The sequence below is a fragment of the Chryseobacterium pennipullorum genome (genome assembly GCF_003384725.1).
GTDB classification, from domain to species: Bacteria; Bacteroidota; Bacteroidia; order Flavobacteriales; family Weeksellaceae; genus Chryseobacterium; species Chryseobacterium pennipullorum.
In genome coordinates, this window is the sequence record NZ_QNVV01000004.1 from 60,736 (window position 1) to 79,671 (window position 18,936).

The window sequence follows — 18,936 nt, forward strand, 5'->3', positions numbered from 1 at the left end:
ATAAGTATCCCCTGCTCATTATTTGATATTAATATTCCAGTTCCAGCTTTTCTTTGGTATAGCTTCTCATCTCCCGGGTAAGCTCTGGGTGGTCGGCCAGTTTCTGCCCATAAGAAGGGACCATTTCAAGCAGCTTCTCTTTCCATTCTCCATGTAGTTTTTCCGGGAAGCACTTCTCCAGAACATTCAGCATCGCATATACTGCTGTAGAAGCTCCTGGTGAGGCACCCAGCAAAGAAGCAATGGTTCCGTTTTTATTGACCACCACTTCAGTTCCGAATTCCAGCTTACCACCTTCTTTTTCGTCTTTTTTGATGATCTGGACTCTTTGTCCTGCCACTTTCAGTTCCCAGTCTTCTTCTTTGGCATCTTTAACAAATTCTCTTAAATGCTGTATTCTCTGAGATTTGGTCATGGCAACCTGCTGAATAAGATATTTGGTCAGTGGAATATTATGCCACCAAGCTCCAAATAAAGATCTTAAGTTTTTGGTATTGACGCTTTCAGGCAAATCAAGATAGCTTCCTTCTTTCAGGAATTTTGTGGAAAAACCAGCAAAAGGTCCAAATAAAAGAGCTTTTTTACCATCGATGATTCTAAGGTCAAGGTGAGGAACAGACATTGGCGGGGCATCTACGGTGGCCTGGGTGTATACCTTAGCCTGATGTTTTTCTACAAGCTCCTGGTTATGGGTCACCAGCCACTGTCCGGAAACAGGAAAACCTCCATAGCCTTCACTTTCTTTGATATCTGAGCTGTCCAGCAAAGGAAGAGCATATCCTCCGGCTCCGATAAATACAAAATCCGCTACTACTTCCTGTTTGTGATTATGAATTCTGTCCTTCACTTTCATTTCCCACTTTCCGTCTGCTCTGGGATCAACATCTTTTACTTCGTGATACAGGAAAACTTCTACATTAGAATCTTCCAGAAGATGCCTTCCCATTTTTCTGGTCAGACTTCCGAAATTCACATCTGTTCCCATATCCATTTTGGTGGCTGCCATTACTTCGGACTGATTTCTTTTGCTCATCACCAGCGGAATCCATTCTCTCAGTTTATCATGGTCTGTAGAGAATTCCATCCCTGAAAAAAGCACAGACTTTTCCATGGTATCATGGCGTTTTTTAAGATATTCTGCATCCCTTTCACCAAAAACCAGACTCATGTGCGGGCAAGAATTGATGAATTCTTTTGGTTCCTGAATATATCCTTTAGTGATCAGGTAAGCCCAGAACTGCTTTGAAATTTCAAACTGTTCAGCGATGCTTTCAGCTTTGGTAATATCAATTGAACCGTCCGGTTTTTCAGGGGTATAGTTTAGCTCACAAAAAGCGGAGTGCCCTGTTCCGGCGTTGTTCCATGCTGCTGTACTTTCTTTGGCAAATCTTCCAAGTCTTTCGAAGATAGCGATTTCAAGATCCGGATCAAATTCATGCAGCAGCGTTGCTAAAGTGGCGCTCATGATTCCGCCTCCTATCAGTACAACGTCGTATTTGGGTTTCGGCGTTCTGCTTGTAAGCGATTGTGACATAATTTTAAAATTTTACTTCAAATTTCGGGAAAAGTTTTAAAAAGAAAGAGCCGTTCAACGATTTTAACATGTAAATTTTTGATGAAAAAATACATCTTTATGAAACAACGAAAAGCCATGGAAATTACCAATAAAGTTCCATTGAAATGATTAATCAATACTATTTTGTAAAAAAAAGTACCACAGTTTAAGCTGAGATAATTCACCTCAAAGTAACTAATCTCTTTTCGCTTCACAAGATCAAATCTCTGTCTGTATATGATCACTACACCACATGTCGTAACAGCAATCATTCTTAACAGAATTTTTTTTCAACAAAACGTGACAAAACATTATAGATAATTCAAATAAAGTCACTATAAATTGAAAAACATACGTATTTATAGAATAAAATCTACAATTAAACATAAAAAAACAGCTGTTTTTTTATGTAACTTTCAATTTAAATTAATAAAGTATTGAAACAATATTGATTGATTTTTTTTTATAAATATACTAAAGATGAGAATTATTAACTTTCTAAGCATGGTCCTGCCCACTCTTATTTTTGCCCAGAGTGGAAACGTAGGGATCAACACGACAACACCGGATCCCAGTGCGATTCTACACATTGAAAATTTCAAAGGAACCCCTGCTTCTGCAACAGCCACGGTATCAGGGGGAGCTATCACCGGTGTGAGCATTACCAATGGGGGAAGTGGCTATACTACGGTACCAACAGTCAATTTTTATGGTGGAGGTTCTGTCATTAGCGGTGGAACAAAAGCTCAGGCTACAGCTGTGATCACTAATGGGGTTGTAACAGGAATTACCGTGACCAACGGAGGAGCGGGATATACCAATGCTCCCTCAGTCATTATTTCCGGAGGAAATAAAGGGATTCTGTTCCCTAACCTCAATATTGTGAATATCAACAGTACAACGAGTCCGGTATCATCCCCTGCCAACGGTCTTATAGGATTTAACGGAGGGACCAACAGCAATACCAAAGCGCTGCATTTTTTTAATGCTGCTGCCAGCCAATGGCAGAGTGTTACTGATGCAGAAAACACTCCGAAAGTTGCCTACCTTGATTTTGAAATGCCCGTATTATCGCTTCTTGATAATACGATAGCGGGAGGAAGTGCCCCTTTACTCAAAAACCGGCCTTCTATTTCAGGAGTTTCCAATATTATCGGATTCAATGTAAGATCCAATCAGGCCTCCAGCTATTCGCTGATCCTCCCTGCCGGCAGTTATCTTGTAGAAGTAAACCTCAATCTAAATTCTCCGCCTGAAAGTCCTGCCGGGCAGGGAGGAACAGCTCCCCTCTCAGGCAGCAGCTATTATCTGATGGGATATTTTATAGATTTCTATAATGACACCTATAATAATACGAGCGGGCTGTTTACTTCAGGAGCCAGTTCAAGAAAGGAAATTCCTATCGTATCAAAAATCAATACCAATCATTTAGCCACATGGTCTTACTATTATACAGTGCCTGCCAATGCTAATATTGATGGAGCATTAAGGCTTAATCTTGGCAGAATGCAGAACAGTACATTTTATGACGCTGTCAATGTCATTCCTACTGGATCATATATTAAAATATCCAAACTTTAAAAAAACATTATGAAAAGAAATTATATGCTGCTATTTTTAAGCATCGCTCAGATGATATGTGCACAAGTTGCTATCGGGAAAACTACCGTAAGCAGCTCTGCGGTATTAGATGTCTCAGAGTCCACCAATAAAGGGGTACTGTTGCCCAGAGTGGATCTTGTAAGCCTTACGAACACCACCCTCCCAGTAAGCAATCCAGCTGAAGGACTGGTGGTATACAATAAGGGAAATACGATAAGTCCAGGGCTTTATCTGTGGAAAAATAACAAATGGAATCAGCTTTCGGACACTTATAACCTTGTCAGTTACATGATCCTTCAGCGGCCAACTGACTATACTATTCTGGGGGGCTCTGCCAACGGTACGTATAAGAATTTTAACGATGCAGCATTTACGTTGATCTCCAACGACATTGGTGCATCCTACAATACTGCCAACGGTCTTATCACCCTTCCCGGAAACAGCGGTTATCTGGTTAATATGTGCCTGAGCATAAGAACAGCACTGGAGAGCACGACCGCAGGAATCGGGGGAACGCCTGTTCATCTGCACCAATATCTTGTAAGATTGATAGATCCCGTAAGCGGTACACAATATGGTAAAACGATAAGCATCAATGCACAATCCATTGCCAGTAATAAAACACACACTCTTAATATGAGTTTTTCATTTGTTACCACTTCTGCAACTCCGATTACACTGTTACCATCCATCGCGCACGATGCAGGAGGTACTTACCAGTCGGGTGCAGGAGGTACCACGCCTAATAATGGTGAAATTATTATCACCAACGCTAAATTGGATATTCAGAGATCTGCCCTTAACCAATAATAGAAAAAAAATGAAAAAATACATTTATAGTCTTTGTACAGCTGTTATGTTTTTTAGCACATCTGCTTACGCACAAGTTGGAATCAATACCAACACACCCCATGCCAGCAGTGTACTTGATATTAATTCATCCAACAAAGGGGTTTTGTTTCCCCAGTATGATCTCACTGTTCTGAACAGTACTTCGACCCCTGTAGCCAACCCGGCAGATGGTCTGATGATTTACAATAAAGGGGGAACTTCCACGTATCCGACAGGATATTACACCTGGATCAGAAATCAGTGGCAGCGAACGATTCTTGCGGGATCAGAACCTCAGTCGATGACGCTGATCATTAATCCGGGGATATTGATTCCTCAAGGGTCTACCAACAACCTGACCGGAAATCTTAGTGTAGCTTCCAATAAGATTACGGGTGCTTCCCTGGCGGCTAATAATGCGACCATTAATCTACCTGCAGGAAAATATATTATAAGATATTCTGTAGACAGCAACAACGCCAATAACAATTCTGGGCCGGCCAATACCCAATATTTGGGACAGAATTTCACCTGTACCCGCTCTGCTTTGGTGAATGCTTCTACCAGTACAAATATTACGGAAATGATCAGAATGTGTGAGCTTTCGAGCTCTTTCACCTTCTTTCAGGGTACTTTCTTTCTAACTCTGGCGGCCCCGACAGCAATTCGTCAACGGTTTGAATTTGATAATGGCAATGGATTCACCGCCAGTAATCTTATGATACGATCATCGTTTGCACTGGTGATTACGAAAATGAGCCAATAAAAAAAACCAAGCGTGAGCTTGAGCTTAGGTATTTGAAAGCGGAGGTTTATACAGCCTCCGTTTTTTCTTTAATTCAATTTGGCGGTCAGCTTTTTAAATTGTTTTTCAGCGTTTTTACCTTCATAAAGGATGGCATACACCGTGTCAATAATCGGTAGTTTCAGGTTTTTCTGTTGTGCTGTTTTGTAGATAGAGTCAGCAGCATAATACCCTTCGGCAACCATATTCATCGACTGGATAGCAGATTTTACGGTATATCCTTTTCCGATAAGGTTTCCAAGGTTTCTGTTTCTTGAGAAAAGAGAATAGGCTGTTACCAGAAGGTCGCCGAGGTAAGCACTCTCATTCACATCTCGCGGTGCTTCATAAATGGCCTCCAGGAAGGTTTCCATTTCACGAATCGCATTGGACACAAATACTGCTGTAAAATTGTCTCCATATCCCAATCCACTGGCTATTCCTGCTCCGATCGCAAAAATATTCTTTAGGATCGCACTGTATTCATTTCCCAGAATATCTTTACTGGTTTGCACTTTAATAAAATCTGAACTGAAGATACCCTCCAGCTTTTCAGCTGTTTCATCTTCTACAGTAGCAATGGTAAGATAAGAAAGCCTTTCCATAGCAACTTCTTCGGCATGACAGGGCCCTGCAATAACCGCCTGATTTCTGAAACCGATTTTAAATTCATCGCGGAGATAGTGGGCAACCACATCGTTCACTTTAGGGATGATCCCTTTAATGGCGGAGATAAAGATCTTATCTGAATATTCACAGGTCATTTTATCCAGTGTATCAGATAAATATATGGATGGAGTGGCCAGAACAACAACATCACAGGCAGAAACCAATTCATTGATATCTGTTGTCAGCTTTAAACTCTTCAGATTAAAATGGGCGGCGGTGAGATAGGTAGGGTTATGCCCGCGAAGCTCAATAGCTCCTTTTACAAATTCGCTTCGTACACACCAGTGAACTACTTTGCAGTTTTCAACAAGCATTTTAACAATAGCGGTTGCAAAACTTCCGCTTCCCACTACGCCTACAGATAAATCCTTTTTATTTTTTTTCGGATTTGATGTTTCTGAAATAATTTTTTTTTTAGCCATGATTGGAATGTGAACTGCAAATATATTAAACATAGATGTAACAGGACACGGAAAGCGTGACAAAAACTGTTTTCTGAAAAAAACAGTTTACCTGCACAATTAAATAGCTAATTCGACGTTAGATACAGAAAAAACTGATTTTTCATTAAGAATAACTCACAAAGTTTATTTTTAATTAAATTTGCAGTCATGAAACCGTTTTAAAATACTAAGAGAAGAAATATGAAAAAATTTCTAAGCAGCAAGAAGAACGTAAACATTCTCCTGGGAGGACTTTTATCAGTAGTTTTTGCACAAGGCGTCTTCATTGCCAAGCTATTCTCCGAAAGGGATGATAAAATGTATGCAGTGAATCTTGTAAAAATAAACACTGAAAAAGACAGTGTGGATTACTTAAAAATGAAAACAGATCTGACATTAGTAGATCAGACCGTAGGTCAGCTGAATTCCTTCCTGAAGTCCAAGGATATTACCAATGAAAAGCTGATGATGCTGGACCAGGACAGCATTTCGAATTCTATTTACCTTTCCAAACAAGCCAATCGTTATAGTCAATATTTAGTGGATCTTCAGAAAAAACTGATGGAGGTCCCATTAGGCATGCCTACAGATGGCTATATTTCGTCTAATTTCGGGGTAAGGAAAAACCCTATTCCATTCAAAACAGTGTATGCTTCAGTAAAGTCCAATGCCTATTCAGCATCTACGGCTGCTGCTGCACCAGCTGCTCCTAAACCTGAAGTTAAAGCTGAGCCTGTTGAAAAAATCGTTGAGCTTACCGACAGCTATGGAAACAAAAGAGAAGTAAAAGTCATGGTGACTCCGAAATCAGCTCCTGTAGCTTCGGCTCCTGCTTCTGCAACTGCAAAAACAGCTGGCAAGGCAACTTCCTCAAATGTGCCTGCGGAGAGAAACAATCCGCCTGCAGAAGCAGATCAGATGCAGTTCCATAAAGGATTGGATATTGCTGTTGCTTTTGGCTCGGATGTAAGGGCTGCCGCTGCAGGAACCGTCATTTTCTCCGGACAGAAGGGAGGATATGGAAACTGTGTCATCGTTTCTCATGGAAATGGTTTAGCCACGCTCTATGGGCATTTATCACAACTTATTTCTAAAGTGAATGATAAAGTAAAGGTCGGCCAGGTGATTGCCAAATCCGGAAATTCCGGCCGTTCCACAGGGCCTCATCTTCATTATGAAGTACATAAAAACAATACACCGGTAAATCCGAAACTGTTTATGAATCTATAAAATAGAAAGCTGTCTCCAATGGATACAGCTTTTTTTTAACTCTCAAATATAGATGTGATATAATTTTATTCTCACACTGATAAAGCTGAGTATACAGATTTTTCGAAAGCAAAGTTTTAAGATTATTATTTCAGATAAAGCGGCTAATAAAAATCAGCAAGCTGATTCGATGAAACTTTGAAAATACTTGATGGTAATTTCTTATGATAAAAACGGCTGCCTTTTGGCAGCCGTTTTTGCTATATTATCAGATTAAAAAATCTGCGTAATCCTTAAAATCTGCGAGAGTTTAAAAAAATATTATTTTAAAATCTTAAAGGCTCCTTTAGGATGTGTAAATGTACCATCAGGGCTGGCAATATTAGAATACACAATATTCTTATTGTAATCCTGAATGTGGGTAACATTAAAGCCCAGATGAGGCTCATGCCAATAAACCATAAAAACATTTTTAGCCACTTCCACCGCAGTATAGTTTACAGTATCTGTACTGCTTTTTGAACTTCCCGCTGTTCCTGTGAACGTCATTGTTTTGTTATCTTTAAAATCCAACAGAAATTTTACCGTTCCAAAATCGACTTCAACCTTCCTGCCGATGGCAGGGTACGGTGACTTCAGATCCCAGTCTATTTCTCCCAGAAACACTTTGGCTCCCATTTCCAGTTCCTCTTTCCCCGGAAGATCAGGATATTTCTTAACCATAAAGTCAACAATAGCGGAAGCGGTCTTATACTCTGTTACTGCGGTTTTATAATTTTCCAGATAATTCTTTACAAAGTCAAGAGATTGAGGTGACCAGGATTGTTTTGCAAAATGAGAAGGAATTACCTGCTCAGGTTTCAGAGATTTCATCACCTCTATCTGCCCAATCCATTGGTCAATGGCTTTTAGATTCTGAGTATCTGCCAGCCAGATATGAGATCCTGTTGAAACAGAGATTCCTCCTGCGACTGTTTTTAATGAGGGAATCCAAATGAAGCTGTGGGCAGGATCTTCGGGATTCTGTTTAAGGTCTATGGTGTTTCCTTCAAGATCAGGAATCCGGGTTACCGCTTCCGGAATAATGATCTCTGAAGGTGCATCATCTTTAAGCTGCGGCTTCCATACTGAAAGCTTATCATCTTTTGAAGCGGAGATCAGAAACGCAGTCTGCGCTGTCGAAATGATTTTTACATCAGGAAAAGCCTTCCTGATCACATCCAGTCCGAAATAGAAATCCGGATCACTGTGGGAGATAAAAACGGTCTTCAGGTTTTTTCCGGTAGCTTTTATTTCTTTTACCAGCTGTTCCGCATATTGTTTCTGAAACTGTGCATCAATAAGTATGGCATCCTTATCTCCATAAATAATGGTAGATGTAATAGGAAAGATCGCCTTTGGCCCCGGATTGTACACTTTTATTTTCAGATTTCCGGCCCATACAATACTTACAGAACCCAACAGCACGATCAGTGATAATAATTTCTTTTTAAACATCTTTGATTTTTTTTAGTTAGTAAGCTGCGGTAAAACGTTCACGGATATGGTTGTTCTGTTCCAACTCGTCTACTAAAGCTACCGCTACATCTTCTACTGAAAGACGGCTTCTTCCGTTTTCATCAAATACAGGCGTTTCCAAAGAGGTTCTGTACTTTCCTGTTCTTTCCCCTACGTTGGCCTGATTCATCTCAACCGCCGGGCTAAAGAAGGTCCAATCCAGTGTATTATTTTCTTTGATCTTGTTTAAATAATCTCTTGCTGCGGTTGCTCCCGGTTTATAAGCATCAGGAAAGTCAGGTGTATCTACAATCTGAACATCATCCGGTGTGTACAAACTTCCCGCTCCACCTACGACGATCAGTCTTTTGACGCCTGATTGTTCTACTGCTTTTTCAATATTTTGCGAACCGTTTAGAAAATCGTTGTAAAGATTGGGATTCGTCCATCCGGCATTGAACGTACTGATTACAGCATCGCTTCCTTTTAAAGCTTCTGCCAAAGCCTCTACATTGTTTACATCAATGCTTTTTGCGGTTACATGTTCCTGTGTTTTAACTTTGGAAGCATCTCTTACCAATGCTTCTACGGCATATCCTCTGTTGGCCAATTCTGATACTACGTGTGTTCCTACAAATCCGGTTGCACCGATTACTGCTACTTTTTTCATAATGTTATATTTTAAATTAAATTGTAATAAATTTTGTTACATTTATAGTCAAAAAAAATTATTCAAACTGGTCAGTGAATTTCTTCAATGATTTGTTTCCTAAAAACTTAACGACCAATTGGTCTGTTTCTTCAAATAATGTATTTAAATGATTGTTGATCTCCTTCCCTACACTGCATGCCGGATTAGGATTCTGGTTCTTCTTTCCTAATACTTCTGTATTCTTAACAGCTTTATAGATCTGGGAAATGGTAATTTCCTCTGCATTTTTTGCAAGCTGGCTTCCCCCTTCTTTTCCCTGTCTGCTCGTGATGAGGCCTGCTGATCTTAATACGCTCAGCTCTTTCCTCACAATCACTGGATTTACATTGATACTACCGGCCATCCATTCAGAAGTAAGCCACTCCTGAGGGCTTTTAGCCAATAATGTCATTATATGTACTGCCGTAGCAAATCTTGTATTATTCATTGTAATTACATGGCAAAGATAGACAATTATTTTAATGTAACAAATTTTATTACAGTTAATTTTTTCTTAAAGAATTAATTTATCCAGATCCAACAGTAAATAATTGATATTCTGGTTAATGGTTCTTGTTGCCGACTGCATCTGGTTGAGCATCGCTGCCCTGTTGTGAAGGTCATCTGCCCGGTAGTAGCCTCCGTCACTGAATATTACAGACTGATCAGCCGCAGTTTTATTATCATCAAACTGATAATGAAGCCATCTTTCTTTCATATTACCGATAATGGAACGCTCTTCCCGGTTCGAAAATTTTTTCTCTGTATACATATACCAGATGAAAGGTGGAAAATTCGGTGATTCCAGTTTTTCTCTCCAGATATCCCGCAACAGGTTTCTCTGATGAATAAATTCAACTTTTTTGCCCTTAGGGTTAAGGGTTGCCAGACCAAATCCTGCTCCAAGTACCCCACCACTGATATCGATAGCATTACTCCAGCCTTCGTCCTTTACAATACCTCCGGCGATAGAAGCTGCAGCCCCTGCAATGATGGAGTATAAAATCAGCTTATTATTTCTTGAGGAGTTCAGGTTATCTACATAATTGCCAATCTGTGCCACTCTTTCTCCTTCACAGTCAAATTCTGCAGCTACGGCATCCAATTCGGTAAGGGCAATGGTAATCTTACTGTTTATTTTGGTCTTCAGCTGTAAAACCTTAACCTGGGAAGCTAAGGAAGAGTCTTTTTTCAGATCCATAATCTCATGTACCTCATCCAGATTATCCAGGGCATTCAGGATAAGAATACTCTGATCCGAAAACAATTCTTTCAGTTCTTTATTGGCTGCTATAATAGAATCCGAATTGTAAGACGGAAGCTTATTTTCATAATTATATTTAAAAGGAGCTTTACAGTAGCTGTCTTTAAGGGTAAGAATATTCTGCTGGATCGCCTGATTCTTTTTGGAAACGCAAGACGTCAGGAGGGCGACAGCAGTGAAAAGATAAAAGAGTTTTTTCATTCAGTTATGGGTTTGTGCATGGGATCAATTGCAGAACATATATTTCGCTCATTTCTTTCACTACGATTTACAATTTACCTACACGAATATAAAACAAATAAAAAAATTTACCTGAAATCAGGTAAATTTTTAATTTATTTTTAAGTCGGATTATTTTATATCCAGCAACTCTACTTCGAAAACTAAGGTAGAATTAGGTCCGATTTCTTTACTGATCTCCTGATCACCATAAGCCAGATGAGGAGGGATGATCAATCTCCATTTGCTTCCCACCGGCATTAGCTGAAGAGCTTCTGTCCATCCTGCAATCACTCTGTTGAGAGGGAAAGAAGCTGGGGTACCTCTTTTTACTGAACTGTCGAAAATTTTACCGGAAATCGTTGTTCCATGATAATGGCACTTCACGGTAGATTTGGGTCCCGGTTTTGGTCCGTCACCTTTGGTAATGATTTCGTACTGCAAACCGCTTGGCAATTCTACAACACTTTCTCTTTTACCATATTCCACCATATATTCTTTACCGTCTTTCAGGTTCTTTTCTGCCAGCTCTTTTTTACGTTTAAATAACATATCTGCTACTCCCATATTATAATTTTTTACAAAGATAGTGCTTTTTAGAGTGGAAAGGTAGAAGCTTGAAAATGGAAATCTAAAATAAAGCCAGATCACCAGCGCAGTCAGCTTTCTACAATCTTCTCTTACACTGTATTGTTATTCCCAACTTAACACCCATTGATAATCAACAACATAGAACCCTTATCACAAGTGAGTCAGGTTCACAACAGGGTTATTCATCTTGCTTTTGGCTTCCTCCTTACTCAAAATTCAGATATTTGTAATATTTTCTTAACACAGTTTTCGAAACTTGGCGTTATAATTGGATTTAAAAACTAAATGCCAAATCCACTACGATATAATAAGAAATTCGACGAGCTTAATGAAGAGGAAAAAAAGCTTCTGGAAATCAATAAGAAAACCATTGCGGATTTCGTTGAACAATCCTCTTCAATAAGTGACGTTAACTATGCTACCAGAAATGCACATGCAAAAACATACGCGGTAGCAAAAGGAACATTTTGGATCGATCCAAACATTCCTGAATCGCTTCGTCCATTTTTTGATAAGGAAAAATTTGATCTTACCATCAGGTTTTCCAATGCGGAACTAAAGATCAGAAATACGAAGAAAGATATCCCTGCCTATGGCTTCGCAGTTCAGGTGAGAGATGATAACGGAGGACTTCTCGCCAATTATCCATTGGTCAATTTTCCATTATTCCCCCTGAATTCCGTTTCCACTTTTTTACAACTTTTCACTGCCGTCAATAAGTTCTATATAAAGAAATGGAGCAGCTTGCCATCCTTATGTACACAACTCCTCAAAACCGTCCCTTCTATTTTAAATGGTTCTTTCATGAAAAACGTCCTGAAGCTGATCAGCAAAAGAAATGATTTTATTCTGTCTTTTGATTATCATTCAGTAGGAGCATATCGGCTTGGAGATTACATGATCAAAATAAAGCTCACTCCACAGGGGACAGATAAAAATACAGGGAAGAAACAAAAGGTACAGGAAGCTTTACATACTTATTTTCTCGCACATGATTTTACCGCTAATGTTCTGATTCAGATCTGCTATGATCTCAAAGATCAGCCCATCAATACATTGAATAAAGAATGGAAAAATTCTCCGTTTATTAAGGTGGGTGAAATAAAAATAGACAAAGGCTCTTTATTAGACCCGCGCGACTGTAATAATGAACTTCTTTCCTTCAATCCCTTTGAAAGCAAATCTATTTTTCAGCCTGTTGGAAAAATACAGAAACTTAGAGATGAAGCGTATAAAGTATCACTGCAGACCAGAAGAAAAATCAATAAGCTTCTGCATGGTAAAAGCCCTGAACTTTAATTGTTAAATGCCAGAAAGCACAAAACAATATATAATCCTTTTCAATGACAAAAAAGCCCCTGAGATCAATACTCAGGGGCTTTTTATATAGTATAATACAACGTTCTAGTCTTCCAGCTTCTCTTTCTCATCCTCCTCTTTTTCGGGGAAGATAACGGATAAAAGAACGGAAATCACCAATACTCCACCGACAATTCCTAATGAAATTGGGGAGGGAATATGAATCCACGGTGCAATAAGCATTTTAACTCCAATAAATGAAAGAATAATAGCCAATCCGTATGGAAGTTTGCTGAACATGTGAATGAAATTGGCCAACAGGAAATACAGAGATCTCAATCCTAAAATGGCAAAAATGTTGGAGGTATAAAGGATAAACGGATCGTTTGAAATCGCAAAGATTGCCGGAATAGAATCTACTGCAAAAAGAACGTCTGTAAATTCAATAACTCCAACTACCACTAAAAGCGGTGTTGCCATTTTGATCCCGTTCTGTATGGTAAAGAACTTATCCCCGTCATAGTTGTCGGAAACTTTCCAGAAACTCTTGATCAGTCTTGCTCCTGCGGTATTGCTGTAGTCCTCATCATCATCGTCACCACCGTCACCCCACGATTTGATTCCTGCATACACAAGGAATAATCCGAAAAGGGTCATCACTACATTGATCTGAACTGCTTCTCCGAAGATGTGCATTTCAGGAAGATAGGTCAGGTTGATTAGTCCTACTCCTGCGAAGATAAAGATCGCCCTGAAGATTAAGGCACCGATAATTCCCCAGAAAAGAACCTTATGATGCAGGTATTTCGGAACCTTGAAAAATCCGAAAACAAGAATGAAAACAAATAAGTTGTCCACAGACAGCGCTTTCTCTATCCAATAGGCAGCCTGGTACTGCGTAAATTTTTCTACAGCCAGTGCATGGCTCTCGGGAGTACCATCGGTATTGAATACCCAATACACGACTCCGGAGAATACCATGGACAGCGAGATCCATACGATAGACCAGATGGTAGCTTCCTTGGAAGATACTTCATGACTTTTTTTATTGAATACTCCTAAGTCCAGGAGTAGCATGATAACGACTGTTACCGCAAATCCCCACACCAAGCCCGGGTGCAGATCTAAAATACTTTGATGTTCCACTTGAGTTATGTTATTATATGATAAAAGCAATAAATGTACAGGGTACAAATATTGCTATTTTATGTATTTTCTGATGTATATATTCTATAAATAATTCATCTGAACGGTCTGCACGGTCTGCTCCAGCTTTTTATCTGATGTAGGATCCCCGACTGCATTGAACTTCCATTCTCCGTTTCTCTTATAGAAAACCCCCATCACCATAGCAACATGCCCTTTGAAAGAAGCATCGTTGGCTATATCATATTTGGCGAAAACTTCCCGTACATTCGTAGGAGTTCCTTCATAGATACGGATAGAAGCAAAAGGAATAGTTCCGAAATCCTGTCCTCTGTAGCTATTCAATACCATGGCAACATGCTCCACGTTCGGTTCCAATTGGCTGAAATCGACAGTGATTACCTCGTTATCCAAACCATCATCTCCATCTACATCGCCTGTAAGGTCATCCCCACTGTGTCTTACGGATCCGTTTCTTGATTTAAGATTTCCAAAATAGATCACTTCAGTAACATTTTTGTTGGAGTCATATAAAATACAGCTTCCATCTAAGTCCACTGCTTCTTTTTTAGTTCCAAAAAAACCTTTCTTTTCAATTGCTCCCCAATTGATTCCCACACATGCCTGGGAAAGCTCAGCCCCGTTTTCTTTTTTAAGGTTGATTCTCTGACCTTTCTGTAAGTTGATAGCCATCTTTTTAAGTTTAGTTGTTATTTACGATTAGCAAAAGAAGCCCATAAGGTGGATAAAGCGCATACGATCCGTATTATTTTGCTCCCCATATTTTAATGGTCTTTTTTGCTCCTCAAATTTCTTTTAGTTATTGTTCAAATTCAAATTAAGCATTGCCCGCAGAATATTTGTCTCTTCGTCAAAATCAAATATCTTGCTCATCATATCCATATTCTCCAGGTTTCTGATGTAGTCTTTTAAAACGCCTTCCACTTCTGCCGGTAGCGCACGCTTTCTTTCGTTCATACTATTTTCCAGCTGCTCATTTTTGGCTCTCAGCTGATCGATAATGATCGTTTGATTCGACTGATTTTCTGAGATGTCCAGCTTATCCGTTTCTTTGTCGAAAAGATATAGCTTTTTTTCATCCACACTGAAAATAAAATAGTCATCAGACTGAAATATTTTAAACAGCTCATAATCATTGGTCCCAATAAGGTAACCACAGACAAAACGCACTTTAAAACCCTGGATATTAAGTCTTCCCAACAATTTCCTTTCTATGGAATAATCCCTGTACTGATAGGCTGGAAAAGAACCGGATTTCAGCAGCGATTCATCTGCATCGGTCCTGTAAAACTCCTGTGCGTATTTTTTATGAAAGTACAGTACATTCTCCCAGTTAACAGTAAAAATATCTTCTGTAAGATCTTTATACAATGTTTTCAGATGCTGGGAAAATATACCGCTGTACATTTTGCGGTCGGTCTGAAAACTGTCTATCCGACGTTCCTCAAAACCTGAAATATATTTATTGTTGATGCCGATCTCATTAATTACAGCCAGCATATCATTTTCCTTCTGTCTTTTAATCTTGGTCAGAAGCTCAATGAGGCTGTCGGTATACTGAAGGTGAAAAAGTTCCAGCTTATTATAATCCAGAGCCGTATTTTCCTGGAACAAATTGTGGATAATATCAGTTTTTATATAAATGGATATTATGTCAATATGTTCAAAAAAATTAGCCAGAAGCTTAAGCTTTGTTAATCTTCTGCGGCTTTGTGATAATATGGTTGCTGCATCATCCCCCACCTTGGTACCCTGTTAATTAACCTCTGACATTAGCTTTCAACTCGTGTTCCAGTGTCTGAAGATCCTGATCCAGTTTCCTTCTGTTGTCTGCTCCCTGCTTCTGAATCTGTTTCACTTCATTCAGGGTATTGATAAGCATTGAAGTTGTTTCTCTCAATGTTTCCACAGAAACAATGGTCTGCTCATTGGCACGGGCTACATTCACAGAATTCTGACCGAGACGTTCTGCATTCTTTTTAAGAATCGCTTCAGTAGTAGAAGATACCTTTTGCTGGATCTCAATATTCTGCTGCTGTCTGTACATCGCAACAGCCAGTGAAAGCTGATTTTTCCAAACCGGAAGCGTGGTGGTGAGAATTGTCTGAGCTTTTTCAGCAATAGAAACGTTATTATTCTGTACCAGTCTGATCTGTGGAAGGGACTGCATCATGATGACGCGTACCACCTTAAGATCAGCCATCCTTCTGTCTAGTCTGGCAATGAAATCCCTTTTATCGGCAATCTGATAATCCTGATAAGTCTGTGGATTGGATTCCATCACAGCAAGCTCTCCGGCTGCCTTTTCCATTCTTATATTTCCGGCAATCACCAGATCTTCAATCTGCTTAATGGAATTCACATTGCTTTCAAAAATAGTCTGAAGAACAGCATTATCTTTTGTTGAAGTAATGATCCCGGCATTCACTTTATATGAGATCTGCTCAATATTATTGATGATCTTATCATATTTTGCAAATAAGTTTTCTACCTGGGTGATCACCTTTTTCATAAAAGGTAATTTGCTTAGAAAACTTTTAACTTTATTTCCGTTAAGTTCTTCTACGTCCACATAGTTAAGCTCTACCAAAAGATCATTGATAAGCCCTCCCACTTCTCCGGAATTCGACCTTCTTACATTTCCTAAGAAGCTGTCACTCTGGTTCGTTAACGTTTTCTGAAGCTCTGCTCCGAAATTTACAATTGACCCCGGATTGGTTTCATCTATAGAGTTGGCAAGAACTTCGTATTTCTGACGTTCTTCTGACTGCAGCTGAGTCAGATTAACATTTCCTTCTCTGTCTACAAGCACCGCTGGTGCAGCATTTTGAACAGGCTGACCCGGTGGAGTCATCGGTGCAGGTTCAAAAGTTTTAAGTGGTTCTATGGATCCTAGCGGATCTATAGGTTGATTTTCCTGATTGTCCATGATTACTTTTGATAAATTGATACAAATTTTTCAAGACCGTCGCGCTGTCCGGCACCTACTGCCTCAAATTTCCATTCCCCGTTTCTGTTATAGATTCTTCCGAATTCTACAGCGGTTTCGATTGAGAAATCTTCATCCAGTTCATACTTTAAGATCTCTTCATTCGTGTCTGTATTGAAAATTCTGATGAAAGAATTTCTTACCTGCCCAAAGTTCTGCTTTCTTGATTCTGCTTCGTGAATGGTAACCACTACCGTGATTTCCTGGATAGCGCTGTCAATTTTTGTAAGGTCAATTTTGATCTGTTCATCATCACCGGCACCTTCTCCCGTAAGATTGTCACCTGTGTGAATAACAGATTTATCCGGGGACTCAAGGTTATTATAAAAAATAAAGTGATTGTCTGAAACCAGTTTTTTATCTTCACCCAGTAAAAATAATGATGCATCAAGGTCGAAGGCTGTTCCTGTAGAAGTATTATTGATATCCCATCCTAAACCTACAGTAAATTTAGGGGCGTTAATATTTTCTCTTTGTCCTTTTTGTAAGTTAATAGCCATAATATAATTCCGTTTGTGTTAAAGTATTGATGTTATTTTCGTATTCTTTTATTAAATGATAATTGTTGCTGATGGCCAGCTCCAAAAGCAGGTCCATCTGCTCTCTTTTTACATTAGACGTAAGATAGTCAAAATTACTTGAATCTAAGCCTAAAATATATTTTACAATTCTTGTATTGAACTCAAAAGTCGGTTTATTCATCACTTCTGCAATATGCTGCACATTTTTCACTGCGTAGTAATTGAAGAAGTTTTCTATGGTAGGATCGAGATCAAAATTTACCAGTTCTGCATAATAGAGGAACATAAAATCTGCCTCCACACTGTATTCATTAAGGATTTTATTGACCGTATATTCATGGCTTCCCGTGATTTTTATATCATCGATAAAAATACAAAGTTTTCCTTTTAAAAAATCTTTATCAATATAATAGGTGTCGTTGGCAATCAGATTCTTACGATCCTCAAAGTTGAGATTCCCATAATCTGTAATGTAGGTATGATTACGGTTGATCTTGGACAGAATGCTTGATTTTTTTGCTTTCTGAAACAAGTAAAAATCCAGGTATTTTTTAAAATAAAAGCATAAAAAATTGGATGCCGTAGGAATCGCCATATAAGGACTGGGTAACACGACAATGTCTTTATCCGTCTCTAAAAGTATTTGATTTTCGGCAATAAATCCTTCGAATAATTCTTTGGCAAATTTTTCAGCATACGACTTATCGCCATATTTGAAATAGCTGTATTCTGCAGGGGAGAATGTAAACTCATCTGCTGAATGAATGTGGTGTAAGCTGTATCTTTTATTCATGTGTATTTAGTGTTTAAGTAAATGAGCATTGAAACCGAAGGCTTTAGCTCCGTGATAATCTGCTACCGGATTATCTCCAATATGCAGAATCCGGTGCAAAGGAAGATCCTGATCTATAAGATTGTTTTTTACTTCCTGAAAAACAAGGGGATTCGGTTTGGAACAGTTGATTTCATCGGAATAAATATGAAAATCGATATACTGGTCAAGATTTTCATGAACCAGAAATTTTCTCATGGTCGTTCCTTTGATAAATCCTGTATTGCTGAGAATATTAATGGTCTTTCCCTGATTTTTAATTTCATCAAAAAAATTGTGGACATCTTCAAAAATCACAACAGGCTTGTATTCCAAAAACAGGTTTTCACTTTGAATATAAAACTTATTAAGCTCCTCTCTGTTTAGTGACCTGACATCTACATCCAGAGCACCTAATATCATCAGATAGATCTCAAAAGTATCAATATTCCCACCTGTCACTTCATTGATGGTATTACAAAGATCATCATAATACTTTACCGTTTTCGCAACTTCATAGAGCGGCTTGTCAACGTTGAAAAATGAAGAGAACAGCTCAACTCTTTTTGTTTTAAATTCAGGATGAGATTTGATTAAGGTGAGCCACAAGTCAAAGGAAAAATGACAGTGGTTATGAATGTCAATATCTGTTTTCAATAGGTTTTAAGTTAAAAGTTTTATTGAGCTTCCTGAAAAAGATTTAAATATTGAAATCATCAGCAAGCTTACTTTACTATTCTTCCCAAAGATAAAATTTTTATCATAAATGCATCACCTAGTTCTCTGTTTTAAGA

General features: G+C 38.8%; 19 protein-coding genes. 5 read left to right on the forward strand and 14 right to left on the reverse strand.

Annotated elements, in window-relative coordinates; all coding sequences use genetic code 11:
* Positions 1-28 precede the first annotated feature (28 nt).
* Positions 29-1,534: a malate dehydrogenase (quinone) gene (gene mqo, locus DRF67_RS06610; protein ID WP_115927521.1), complete on the reverse strand. Its 1,506-nt coding sequence runs from the start codon at positions 1,532-1,534 to the stop codon at positions 29-31.
* A 501-nt stretch (positions 1,535-2,035) separates the two neighbouring features.
* On the opposite strand from mqo, the gene DRF67_RS06620 reads away from it, so the two are divergent.
* From DRF67_RS06620 to DRF67_RS06630, 3 genes are read left to right on the forward strand one after another with little or no spacing between them, the layout of a single operon-like run.
* Complete coding sequence (locus tag DRF67_RS06620; protein WP_115927523.1) at positions 2,036-3,136, forward strand: hypothetical protein; 1,101 nt, start codon at positions 2,036-2,038, stop codon at positions 3,134-3,136.
* A 9-nt stretch (positions 3,137-3,145) separates the two neighbouring features.
* A complete protein-coding gene (locus DRF67_RS06625) occupies positions 3,146-3,967 on the forward strand; it encodes a hypothetical protein (RefSeq protein WP_115927524.1) in 822 nt (273 codons plus the stop codon).
* A gap of 10 nt (positions 3,968-3,977) precedes the next feature.
* The gene (locus DRF67_RS06630) at positions 3,978-4,754 is read left to right on the forward strand and encodes a hypothetical protein (protein WP_123912712.1); all 777 of its coding nucleotides are present in this window, start codon (positions 3,978-3,980) and stop codon (positions 4,752-4,754) included.
* A 68-nt stretch (positions 4,755-4,822) separates the two neighbouring features.
* Here DRF67_RS06630 and DRF67_RS06635 read toward each other — a convergent pair whose 3' ends face one another.
* A complete protein-coding gene (locus DRF67_RS06635) occupies positions 4,823-5,863 on the reverse strand; it encodes an NAD(P)H-dependent glycerol-3-phosphate dehydrogenase (protein ID WP_115927526.1) in 1,041 nt (346 codons plus the stop codon).
* Between the two features lie 222 nt (positions 5,864-6,085).
* On the opposite strand from DRF67_RS06635, the gene DRF67_RS06640 reads away from it, so the two are divergent.
* The gene (locus DRF67_RS06640; RefSeq protein ID WP_115927527.1) at positions 6,086-7,114 is read left to right on the forward strand and encodes a M23 family metallopeptidase; all 1,029 of its coding nucleotides are present in this window, start codon (positions 6,086-6,088) and stop codon (positions 7,112-7,114) included.
* 300 nt (positions 7,115-7,414) lie between these two features.
* Here DRF67_RS06640 and DRF67_RS06645 read toward each other — a convergent pair whose 3' ends face one another.
* From DRF67_RS06645 to DRF67_RS06665, 5 genes are all read right to left on the reverse strand, one after another.
* The gene (locus DRF67_RS06645) at positions 7,415-8,590 is read right to left on the reverse strand and encodes an MBL fold metallo-hydrolase (RefSeq protein ID WP_115927528.1); all 1,176 of its coding nucleotides are present in this window, start codon (positions 8,588-8,590) and stop codon (positions 7,415-7,417) included.
* 16 nt (positions 8,591-8,606) lie between these two features.
* On the reverse strand, positions 8,607-9,260 hold the full coding sequence (locus DRF67_RS06650; protein WP_115927529.1) for an NAD(P)-dependent oxidoreductase: 654 nt from the start codon (positions 9,258-9,260) through the stop codon (positions 8,607-8,609).
* A gap of 58 nt (positions 9,261-9,318) precedes the next feature.
* Positions 9,319-9,729: an Rrf2 family transcriptional regulator gene (locus tag DRF67_RS06655; protein ID WP_115927530.1), complete on the reverse strand. Its 411-nt coding sequence runs from the start codon at positions 9,727-9,729 to the stop codon at positions 9,319-9,321.
* Positions 9,730-9,795: 66 nt separating this feature from the next.
* Positions 9,796-10,746 (reverse strand): hypothetical protein, encoded by a 951-nt coding sequence (locus DRF67_RS06660; protein WP_115927531.1) that lies wholly within the window; start codon positions 10,744-10,746, stop codon positions 9,796-9,798.
* A 150-nt stretch (positions 10,747-10,896) separates the two neighbouring features.
* Positions 10,897-11,331: an FKBP-type peptidyl-prolyl cis-trans isomerase gene (locus tag DRF67_RS06665; RefSeq protein ID WP_115927532.1), complete on the reverse strand. Its 435-nt coding sequence runs from the start codon at positions 11,329-11,331 to the stop codon at positions 10,897-10,899.
* 309 nt (positions 11,332-11,640) lie between these two features.
* Here DRF67_RS06665 and DRF67_RS06670 point away from each other — a divergent pair, with 309 nt between their 5' ends.
* A complete protein-coding gene (locus DRF67_RS06670) occupies positions 11,641-12,654 on the forward strand; it encodes a catalase family protein (protein WP_115927533.1) in 1,014 nt (337 codons plus the stop codon).
* A gap of 105 nt (positions 12,655-12,759) precedes the next feature.
* Here DRF67_RS06670 and DRF67_RS06675 read toward each other — a convergent pair whose 3' ends face one another.
* From DRF67_RS06675 to DRF67_RS06705, 7 genes are all read right to left on the reverse strand, one after another.
* Positions 12,760-13,800, reverse strand: coding sequence for a TerC/Alx family metal homeostasis membrane protein (locus tag DRF67_RS06675; protein ID WP_115927534.1), 1,041 nt, complete (start codon positions 13,798-13,800; stop codon positions 12,760-12,762).
* Positions 13,801-13,884: 84 nt separating this feature from the next.
* The gene (locus DRF67_RS06680; protein ID WP_115927535.1) at positions 13,885-14,493 is read right to left on the reverse strand and encodes a TerD family protein; all 609 of its coding nucleotides are present in this window, start codon (positions 14,491-14,493) and stop codon (positions 13,885-13,887) included.
* A 123-nt stretch (positions 14,494-14,616) separates the two neighbouring features.
* Positions 14,617-15,564, reverse strand: a complete 948-nt coding sequence (locus tag DRF67_RS06685; protein ID WP_115927536.1) for a hypothetical protein — start codon at positions 15,562-15,564, stop codon at positions 14,617-14,619.
* A 16-nt stretch (positions 15,565-15,580) separates the two neighbouring features.
* Positions 15,581-16,750 (reverse strand): toxic anion resistance protein, encoded by a 1,170-nt coding sequence (locus DRF67_RS06690; RefSeq protein ID WP_185142071.1) that lies wholly within the window; start codon positions 16,748-16,750, stop codon positions 15,581-15,583.
* Between the two features lie 2 nt (positions 16,751-16,752).
* Positions 16,753-17,310, reverse strand: a complete 558-nt coding sequence (locus tag DRF67_RS06695) for a TerD family protein (protein ID WP_115927537.1) — start codon at positions 17,308-17,310, stop codon at positions 16,753-16,755.
* On the reverse strand, positions 17,300-18,124 hold the full coding sequence (locus tag DRF67_RS06700) for a phosphoribosyltransferase family protein (RefSeq protein WP_115927538.1): 825 nt from the start codon (positions 18,122-18,124) through the stop codon (positions 17,300-17,302). Before DRF67_RS06700 ends, DRF67_RS06695 begins: the two co-directional genes overlap by 11 nt.
* Before the next feature lie 6 nt (positions 18,125-18,130).
* Entirely contained in the window at positions 18,131-18,799 is a 669-nt protein-coding gene (locus tag DRF67_RS06705; RefSeq protein ID WP_115927539.1) for an HAD family hydrolase, read from the reverse strand.
* Positions 18,800-18,936: the final 137 nt, after the last annotated feature.